The following is a 9,387-nucleotide window of genomic DNA, read 5'->3' as shown; positions in this document are numbered from 1 at the left end:
CACCACGAGAAGGGGCTGCATTCTGGGAACAAGGACACCCTCGCAATTTAGCAGTAGGTTGTCAAAAGCTCTACGGCTCCAACAAGAAGTGGAAAAAGCGGTATGGCTATCACAAGCGCTCACTATCAGAGACAGCAATGTACCGAGTAAAACAGCTGCTAGGTGTGAAATTAAGCCTAAGAAATTACATTGCTCAGGTTGGCGAGACTTACGCTATGATCAAAGCGCTGAACAAGCTTACAGGACTGGGTATGCCTGAAACTCAGTATATTGCTTAAGAACCGAACAACTTTAGGCTGCCATGTCTTCCAACCGAATTAAGCAACAAAGCCCTTGAGAGAGAACAACCCCAACGTGTTGAACGCCAGAAACGGAAAGGATGTGGCTTTCAATATCCCCCAACTCAATACGATGTCCGTTAACCTTGACTTGGTGATCTTTGCGACCTAAACACCGATAGCTACCATCGGGATTGCGTAAACCTAAATCACCCGTTTTGTACAATTGCCCATTGGGCACCAAAGGATGACGTATAAAGCATTTGGCGGTTAACTCCGGCTTGTTCCAGTAACCCGCACTGACTCCCGCACCGGCGATGCATAGCTCTCCCACTTCACCGTCTTCAACGGGTCTCTCTTTCTCATCTAAAACGTAAACTTGTGTATTGAGAATCGGGAAGCCGATGTCCACCTGACTGCGATGGGTAAGTTCCTGAACACACGACCATACTGTTGTTTCAGTAGGACCGTACATGTTGAAAAGACGCGCTGACGTCACGCCCTTCAGTTTTTCAAGCAAAGGCTGCGGCAGTGCTTCACCACCAATCAGCAATAAGCGGAGTTTGGATAACGCTTCAGTGGAAACAGAGCTTTCTAAAAGAAGACCTAGGTGGGAGGGCGTAATTTGAAGAGCATCGACAGATTCAATCACTTGTGTCAGTGGGATTGCCGATTTGCGTTGGTCATCCGACACAAGATATACGCATACCCCTTGTAGAAGGGCAACGATGGATTCGAGAACAAAAATATCGAAACATATCGTGGTCAGCGATGCAATAGCGGAAACATTCACCACACCGATACATTCCTGCATACCCGCATTAAAGTTCAGTAAATTTTGGTAGGTGACGCATACGCCTTTGGGTTTCCCCGTCGAACCCGAGGTATAAATGATGTAAGCAAGGTCAAAAGGCTGACTAGTGTACATCTCGAAATCAGAGGGCATTGATTCACATTCGGCAACAGGAATAAACGAAATTCCAAGCTGAAGGCTCATCAACCCCACAAATTCGGCACCACTTTCATCCAGTAATGCTGCTTGACATTGGCTATCTTCAAGCATGTATTCGATGCGGGAGTGTGGATAATTTAGGTCAATCGGAATGTAAGTCGCCCCCACTTTTAAAATCGCCAGTATTGAAACAATGGTGTCGACTGAGCGATCCAATAAGATGGCGACTCTATCTTGTGGTTTTATCTGGTTCTCGACGAGTAAATTAGCGAGCTTATTCGCCCTGTCTTCTAATTGGCTAAAGCTTATAGCCTTGTTATTAAAAACCACGGCTTTCTTGTCTTCCGACAATTTCACCCGTTGCTCAAGCAATTGCTGAAGACTTATATTGTGATCTCGATCAAATCCATTGGTCATATTCATTCCACGGAATATTATTTGTGAAAATTAGAGCTATCCTTTGAACCAATATTCTATAGATAACTTAAAGTCAGCCTTTCGATTATTCGCTTCTTAACCTTCTCATCAGAAGTGCTCTTTTATTAATTTTGTTTTTAATCGTTTTATTTACTGAATTAACCTCTGATTGAGGTTTTTTTTCTGGAGGCTTGGGGGATGGTACATATCCGCTTTTTTCAGATACGAGGGCTTCAATCAGGTTATTGACCTCTGAAAACGGTTGTTCTTGGTTGATATAATTCGCTACCTCGTGGCATTTTTTTTTCAGCAAGCCAGAACTAAGCTCCTTCATCGCGTGTTGAAGTGTCTCCATATCCCAGTCAGATTGAGGCAAAAATCTCCCAACACCAAGCGATTCGACCCTTCTGGCATTATCGGGACCGTCAGTCATATGCGCCATGACAAGCTGAGGCACTCCAGAAGCTAAACATTGAGCTGTACTACCAATTCCTCCATGATGAATAACCAAAGAGCAGTGCGGAAATACCTTATCAAATGGCAATCTTCTGGCTCTCAGAATTTGAGAAGACAACGAATGAGGTAGCACGTGATCGTGTTCTGTCACTACGATAGCGGCTCGATCAGATCGTTCACACGCCTCAATCGCGACTTGATAAAAATTCTTTGAAATCAGTTTGCTGGTCCCGCCCGTTATTAATATAGGCGCAGAGTGTCCAGACAGGAAATGGGCAACATTGTCTGGTATATCATCAGATACGTCGAACTGAGGCAATGGAAACCCGATAGCGTCAGGCTGTAATTTCCCTACCGACTCAGAGTTCCACTCTGGATGACTGCTCCAGAGCGCCAAATTGTGAGGCGCTGAAAATTGATAATCTAGCCACGTTGACTGGGTACTGAGCCCAAGATATTTCCTTAATACATTGATTTCTTTATCCGCATGCTCTTTGAAGCTCTGATTGATGAGCATCATATAACTCAGGTTACTAGGAGCAAGATATACATTGATGTAGGGAATCTTATGTATCTCAGACAGATGCATGGCAGCAATACTGGAGCGACAGCGTCCAATGATAATAGTATCAGGCTCATCTGCCCATTTAGCCAAAATATTGAACTCTTTAAGACGACGTTCAGGACTTAAATACTGACTCCGAAAAAGTTCGAATTGTTTTGGCTGAGTAAAGGGTTCAAGAAAGCCAGGTAGATCTATTTCAAGTTGTTGGTACTCTTGTTCATTTTCCCAAGAAGTAAAATCCAGCTCGGCTTCCTTCACCCAATGTTTATAACCGTAATGGCTAAAAACACGAACTCGATGCCCCTGCCTTTTTAAATACTCACCCATTCGAATGAAAGGAAGAATATCCCCTCCCACCCAATGGCTAGACAGTAATATGTTTGCCATTTTATGATCCAGACCAAGGTTACAAATTCTGACATTGTTTATTTCACGCTGTGAATTAAATAATAAACTTAGCCTAGTTATATTTACATTTAATTTGAATTAAAATTCGACACATCTAACAATTATCCCATCGAAAGCAAGTTCTCGAACGTTATTTTGAACGACAGTTTCCCAGTATAAAATATGGCATTTAACTACCTAGCAAAACGTTACAGACTAAAAAACAAAGCGAAATCGATACACTTACGCTAGTTTATACAAACACCAATACCAGTGATTTAGTAGAGGAAACGCGCCACTCAGATATCACTATGATGGCAAAAGTCTGTGGAAAGTAGTTAAAAGAAGCGAATAAAACGGAATCTGAGCGATCTTGGAAGGAAGAGAGAAAGCAAAGACGCCCCAACAAGTCTTGGGACGTCTTTCTTTATATTTGGAACCGTTTTTGGAACATTTGTTAGGAAAATACGGCTATTTCCGCTCTACTGTCGTCATAAAGCCAACATTCGAGCGATGAGGGCTGACATTTTCTCTCCCCCACTTTAACCCTACTCCCAATCCAGAATAACCTTACCTGACTGGCCAGAGCGCATCACATCAAAGCCTTCTTGGAAGTCATCAATGCTGTAATGGTGCGTGATGATTGGGGTCAGATCCAAACCAGATTGGATGAGACTTGCCATTTTGTACCAGGTTTCGAACATTTCGCGGCCGTAGATACCTTTGATAACCAAGCCTTTGAAAATCACTTGGTTCCAATCGATACCCATGTCGGATGGCGGAATGCCCAGCAGTGCAATACGACCACCATGGTTCATGGTTTTCAGCATGCCATTGAACGCAGACGGATTACCTGACATTTCCAGACCCACATCAAAACCTTCTTTCATGCCAAGCTCAGCCATGACATCTTCCAGCTTCTCTTCTGCCACGTTCACGGCGCGGGTTACACCCATCTTGCGTGCAAGATCCAGACGGTATTCGTTCACATCCGTGATCACTACGTGGCGTGCTCCAACGTGCTTCGCGACCGCTGCTGCCATGATGCCGATTGGGCCAGCCCCTGTGATCAGTACGTCTTCACCAACAAGGTCAAACGACAGCGCGGTGTGCACCGCATTACCGAACGGGTCAAAGATAGACGCCAAATCATCAGAAATGTCTTCTGGAATTTTGAAGGCGTTAAATGCAGGGATCACCAAGTACTCCGCAAATGCACCTTCACGGTTTACACCCACACCGATGGTATTACGACACAAATGTGTACGGCCAGCACGGCAGTTACGGCAATGGCCACATGTGATATGACCTTCGCCAGATACACGATCACCGATGTTGAAGCCGCGAACTTCCTGACCAACGCCCACCACTTCACCCACATATTCGTGGCCGACAACCATAGGGACAGGAATGGTATTTTGTGACCATTCATCCCAGTTGTAGATATGCACGTCTGTGCCACAGATGGCGGTTTTACGGATTTTGATTAAGAGATCATTGTGACCCAGTTCCGGCAACTCAACCTCGGTCATCCAAATGCCAGGTTCCGCTTTCAATTTTGCCAGTGCTTTCATTTTGTTCGTCATTACTGCTTATCCAATCAGGCCCATGTCTTTACCCACTTTGATAAAGGCATCAATGGCTTTGTCCAATTGCTCGCGGCTATGTGCTGCCGACATTTGGGTACGAATACGTGCTTGGCCTTTTGGTACGACAGGGAACGAGAAACCGACAACGTAGATACCTTCTTTCATCATACGTTCAGCAAACTCTGCACCTACTTTCGCGTCGCCAAGCATTACCGGAATAATGGCATGGTCAGCACCGGCTAGCGTGAAGCCTGCTTCGCTCATGCGTGCACGGAAGTGGTTCGCGTTGTCCCAAAGCTGGGTACGCAGATCGCCACTTTCTGCCAATAGATCAATGACTCGAATCGATGCCGCAACAATTGCAGGCGCCACAGAGTTAGAGAACAAGTAAGGACGCGAACGCTGACGTAGCCAATCGATCACTTCTTTCTGGCCTGCGGTGTAGCCGCCTGATGCGCCACCCATGGCTTTACCCAAGGTTCCTGTGATGATGTCAATGCGATCCATCACGTCATGGTGCTCATGTGTACCGCGACCGTTCGCACCCATAAAGCCTACGGCGTGAGAATCATCAACCATCACCAGTGCGCCGTACTTGTCCGCCAAGTCACAGATAGCAGGCAAGTTTGCAACAACGCCGTCCATCGAGAACACACCATCGGTTACGATCAACGTATTACGCGCACCAGCCTCTTTCGCCGCAATCAATTGCTGCTCAAGCTCATCCATGTTGTTGTTGCTGTAGCGAAAACGCATCGCTTTACACAAGCGCACACCATCAATGATCGAAGCGTGGTTCAATGCATCAGAAATAATGGCATCTTCCGCACCTAAAATGGTTTCAAATAACCCCGTATTTGCATCAAAGCACGAGGTGTAAAGAATAGTGTCTTCCATGCCCAAGAAGGCTGAAAGTTTTTGTTCCAACACTTTGTGTGCATCTTGCGTGCCGCAAATAAAACGAACAGAAGCCATACCAAAGCCTTGCTCATCCATGCCTTTTTGAGCTGCTTCAATTAAAGCAGGGTGGTTTGCGAGACCTAGATAGTTGTTGGCACAGAAGTTCAGCACCTCCGCACCCGACGTCACTGTAATTTTCGCCTGTTGCGCAGACGTGATCACACGTTCATCTTTATAAAGACCTTCAGCTTTTACTTCTTCAAGCTGCTGACAAATTTGCTGGTAAAAAGCGGCAGTCATCGCTTACTCCATAAACGGAAACAGGAACGGGAATTCAACACAAATTCATAGGATCTTGATTTCGTGCTGGTTGTTATTCACATGTGAAGCTGATATGTCCAACAGACAATCTTCTTACAGTATGACATAGTAATTTGGAGGCTGATGATAGAGTTCTAAGGAAGGTTGCGTCTACTTAATTAGCACATCTTGTTGCAGTGGATCACGCAACGGTACTCGCCATTTGTGCGCGATAGTGCTCGATCAATTCGGCAACAACAAAACGGCCCTTTTGGGTTGCCAGCGGAGAGACCATATCCAGTATCTGAAGCACTCCTTGATAAATCACAGCGGGTGTCACTTTGGTCTCAGGAGCTTGTGCGCTTTGATAAAAAATCCAACTTGATGCCACAAGCTTCAAGGTGCCACAAAGGGACTCCAACTCGTCGTTACTCATCTCCACCCAGCCCGTCTTGCGAAACTGACTCAGCATGGTAAGCAAGTTGGCCTTTAATTCCTGCTGGGCGCTTAGGTACTTAACTTGGAGCTCAGCATCTCGACGCAAAATATCGGGAAGGTTGGCGTAGAAAAAACGGTAGCGCCACATCAGTTGGAAGGTCGCATCTAGATAGCTAAGCAAGCGTTGTTGGTCTGAATTGGCAGCCACTTCCGGCTGAAAGCCCACAGAAAGATCGAGCGCGTATTGATCGAAAATACTGTGTATAATCTCTTCTTTATTACGGAAGTGATAATACAAATTCCCTGGGCTGATACCGAGATCAGCAGCAATATGATTGGTAGTGATGTTGGGTTCACCCTGCTCATTAAATAATGCCAATGCAGAATGAATAATGCGATCACGTGTTTTCATGGTTAAGCTGCTATCCTCAAGCCCAAAAAGGGAAACAATACTTGTCGGATCCACTCATTTTTTAGAGAGTTAATCCGTCAGGTACTCATATTACCATAGCCTCCGCGAGATTGATGGCGGGGTCTTCTCAATGTCTGATATTAGGTAGAAATATGATTATAGTGACTGGCGGTGCCGGCATGATCGGCAGCAATCTGGTTAAAGCACTTAACGAGCAAGGTATTAACGATATTCTGGTTGTTGATAACCTGAAAGACGGTACCAAGTTCGCTAACCTGGTTGACTTGAATATCGCAGACTACATGGACAAAGAAGACTTCATCACGCAAATCATGGCGAGTGATGACTTTGGCCCAATCGAAGCGGTTTTCCACGAAGGCGCGTGCTCTGCGACCACAGAGTGGGACGGCAAGTACATGATGCTCAATAACTACGAGTATTCAAAAGAGTTGCTGCACTTCTGCCTTGAGCGTGAAATCCCGTTCCTATATGCGTCTTCTGCTGCTACTTACGGCGGCCGCGATCATGACTTTATCGAAGAGCCACAATACGAAGGCGCACTGAACGTTTACGGTTACTCAAAGCAACTGTTTGACAACTATGTTCGTCGTCTTTGGGCGGATGCGGAAGCACACGGTGAGACCTTGTCGCAAATTACAGGTTTCCGTTACTTCAACGTGTATGGTCCACGTGAGAACCACAAAGGCAGCATGGCGTCTGTTGCATACCACCTGAACAACCAAATCAAAGGCGGCCAAAACCCGAAATTGTTTGAAGGTAGCGATACCTTCAAGCGTGATTTCGTTTACGTCGGTGACGTGTGCAAAATGAACATCTGGTTCTGGCAGAACAACCAATCTGGCATCTTTAACTGTGGCACTGGCCGAGCGGAACCTTTCCGTGCAGTGGCAACGGCTGTGATCGCGCACCACGGTAAAGGTGAAGTGGAAGAGATCCCATTCCCTGACCACCTAAAAGGACGTTACCAAGCGTTTACTCAGGCAGACCTGACAAAAGTACGCGCGGCGGGTTACCCAGAAGAATTCAAAACGGTTGCAGAAGGTGTTGCCGAGTACATGGCGATCCTCAACAAGTAATGGGCAGAAAAACGGGCCACGGCCCGTTTTTCTTATTATGTCTGATTGATTTGTAGTTCCAATCCTATGAGCCAAGATTCAAACACCAACTCTTCTTATCTCCCGACGTTCGAGAGCGCTTTCCTGCATCCTCGCTATTGGAGAACCTGGCTAGGTATATTCTTTGCCGCCATTTTGGCCTTCGTCCCTTTTCGTCTGCGTGACAAGTTGGCAACGTTTTTAGCTAAACGTTTGGTAAAACTAAATAATCGCGCCAAAAAGCGTGCAGTAATCAACATCCAAGAGTGTTTTCCTGAAAAAACCGACGAAGAACGTTATGCTATTCTCGAACAAAGCTACATTAATGCAGGATGCGTAATGCTTGGCTTCGCCACCATTATGATGCGCAGCAAAAAGTATCTCGAATCACGCACGCTATTTCGCAATGAAGACATTCTGACGGAGCTGGTCGAGGACGGTGAGAACGTTATTTTGTTAGTGCCTCACAGTTGGCCGATTGACTACCCTGCCGTTCAGCTTGCGTCACGTGGTTTGCCCGTGGCCGCGATGGTAAAGAAACAGAAAAATAAAGTAATAGACTGGTTGATGAATGTTCAACGTCTGAAATATGGCGGTCGTATACATGAACGTTCTGACGGTGTAAAACCTTTCATTAAGTCTGTGCGTGAAGGCTATCTCGGCTACTACTTACCTGATGAAGACCACGGTCCAAATTACAGTGTATTTGTTCCCTTCTTTGCAACGCAGAAAGCCACCCTGTCAGGTTTAGGCAAACTGGCCAAACTTAGCCGCGCCAAGATTGTGCCGTTAATGCCAGTCTATAACCGTCAAACCGGCGATTTCGAAGTCATTGTACAGCCGCCTCTTGCACCATTCCCAACAGGTAGTGAAGAAGCCGATGCACGAATGATGAATGCGAGAATTGAGCAGTTTCTGGAGAATGACCCAGGGCAGTATATGTGGATTATGAACCTGTTACGCTCGAAGCCAGATGGTGGCCAGCGTTACTAACACAACCAAATTGCGTTCACGGAGGCCGATTGTTTAACTTTTTATTTCGCTGGCGAAATAAAGTTCGAGTGTCAGAAGACAATCATATCTCACTCGAAAAGAATGTACGTATTCGCCAATGTGGCATACAAATAAAAGGCAAAAATAACCGTCTTATTATCGAGGAAGGCGTAAACCTTAAGGGTGTGCATATCGAAATAGATGGAGATAATTGTCAGATTATCATAGGAAGGAACTGTGTCATTGGAGAAGGTTGTTATTTATCATCAAGAGAGAAAGGCACCACTCTCCGTATCGGTGACAATTGTATGTTTTCACGTAATGTAAAACTAATGACGAGCGATGGACACAACATTTGCATCAACTCTGAGCGCATAAATCGGGCAAAAGACATTACTGTTGGAAATAACGTATGGCTGGCCGATAGTGTTACAGTCCTTAAGGGCGTTCATATAGGTGATGGTGCAATAGCAGGCATTCAATCCGTCGTGACAAAGGATGTACCAGAAATCAGCGTAGTCGCCGGTAATCCAGCTAAAGTTGTAAAAAAAGCAGTGTCCTGGAAAAGAGAGTTAACATACTAAA

8 protein-coding genes and 1 pseudogene are annotated in these 9,387 nt (G+C 45.6%); 4 read left to right on the top strand and 5 right to left on the bottom strand.

Annotated features, from left to right (window positions below):
- Positions 1–278 (top strand): annotated as a pseudogene (locus B5D35_RS08465) (IS5/IS1182 family transposase); the annotation flags it as partial.
- A 13-nt stretch (positions 279–291) separates the two neighbouring features.
- On the opposite strand, the gene B5D35_RS08460 reads toward B5D35_RS08465, so the two are convergent.
- The 5 genes from B5D35_RS08460 to B5D35_RS08440 all read right to left on the bottom strand — a co-directional run bounded on the left by B5D35_RS08460 (position 292) and on the right by B5D35_RS08440 (position 6,694).
- Entirely contained in the window at positions 292–1,647 is a 1,356-nt protein-coding gene (locus tag B5D35_RS08460; protein ID WP_157828333.1) for an amino acid adenylation domain-containing protein, read from the bottom strand.
- 85 nt (positions 1,648–1,732) lie between these two features.
- The gene (locus B5D35_RS08455) at positions 1,733–3,055 is read right to left on the bottom strand and encodes a glycosyltransferase (protein ID WP_078752145.1); all 1,323 of its coding nucleotides are present in this window, start codon (positions 3,053–3,055) and stop codon (positions 1,733–1,735) included.
- A gap of 548 nt (positions 3,056–3,603) precedes the next feature.
- On the bottom strand, positions 3,604–4,641 hold the full coding sequence (tdh, locus tag B5D35_RS08450; RefSeq protein ID WP_078752144.1) for an L-threonine 3-dehydrogenase: 1,038 nt from the start codon (positions 4,639–4,641) through the stop codon (positions 3,604–3,606).
- A gap of 6 nt (positions 4,642–4,647) precedes the next feature.
- On the bottom strand, positions 4,648–5,844 hold the full coding sequence (locus B5D35_RS08445; protein ID WP_078752143.1) for a glycine C-acetyltransferase: 1,197 nt from the start codon (positions 5,842–5,844) through the stop codon (positions 4,648–4,650).
- 202 nt (positions 5,845–6,046) lie between these two features.
- Entirely contained in the window at positions 6,047–6,694 is a 648-nt protein-coding gene (locus B5D35_RS08440; protein ID WP_078752142.1) for a TetR/AcrR family transcriptional regulator, read from the bottom strand.
- A gap of 152 nt (positions 6,695–6,846) precedes the next feature.
- On the opposite strand from B5D35_RS08440, the gene rfaD reads away from it, so the two are divergent.
- The 3 genes from rfaD (at position 6,847) to B5D35_RS08425 (ending at position 9,386) form a co-directional block, all read left to right on the top strand.
- Positions 6,847–7,791, top strand: coding sequence for an ADP-glyceromanno-heptose 6-epimerase (gene rfaD / locus B5D35_RS08435; RefSeq protein ID WP_078752141.1), 945 nt, complete (start codon positions 6,847–6,849; stop codon positions 7,789–7,791).
- Between the two features lie 66 nt (positions 7,792–7,857).
- Entirely contained in the window at positions 7,858–8,802 is a 945-nt protein-coding gene (lpxM, locus tag B5D35_RS08430) for a lauroyl-Kdo(2)-lipid IV(A) myristoyltransferase (RefSeq protein ID WP_078752139.1), read from the top strand.
- Positions 8,803–8,831: 29 nt separating this feature from the next.
- A complete protein-coding gene (locus B5D35_RS08425; RefSeq protein WP_078752138.1) occupies positions 8,832–9,386 on the top strand; it encodes an acyltransferase in 555 nt (184 codons plus the stop codon).
- Position 9,387: the final 1 nt, after the last annotated feature.

Source organism: Enterovibrio nigricans DSM 22720 (assembly GCF_900167155.1).
Classification (GTDB): Bacteria; Pseudomonadota; Gammaproteobacteria; order Enterobacterales; family Vibrionaceae; genus Enterovibrio; species Enterovibrio nigricans.
Note: the sequence above shows the minus strand (reverse complement) of the source record. Positions and strands in the feature narration are given on the sequence as shown.

Excerpts from the sequence above, each read along its gene's own strand:
- B5D35_RS08460 (WP_157828333.1), bottom strand. The coding sequence starts at position 1,647 with ATGACCAATGGATTTGATCGAGATCACAATATAAGTCTTCAGCAATTG.
- B5D35_RS08455 (WP_078752145.1), bottom strand. The coding sequence starts at position 3,055 with ATGGCAAACATATTACTGTCTAGCCATTGGGTGGGAGGGGATATTCTT.
- tdh (WP_078752144.1), bottom strand. The coding sequence starts at position 4,641 with ATGACGAACAAAATGAAAGCACTGGCAAAATTGAAAGCGGAACCTGGC.
- B5D35_RS08445 (WP_078752143.1), bottom strand. The coding sequence starts at position 5,844 with ATGACTGCCGCTTTTTACCAGCAAATTTGTCAGCAGCTTGAAGAAGTA.
- B5D35_RS08440 (WP_078752142.1), bottom strand. The coding sequence starts at position 6,694 with ATGAAAACACGTGATCGCATTATTCATTCTGCATTGGCATTATTTAAT.
- rfaD (WP_078752141.1), top strand. The coding sequence starts at position 6,847 with ATGATTATAGTGACTGGCGGTGCCGGCATGATCGGCAGCAATCTGGTT.
- lpxM (WP_078752139.1), top strand. The coding sequence starts at position 7,858 with ATGAGCCAAGATTCAAACACCAACTCTTCTTATCTCCCGACGTTCGAG.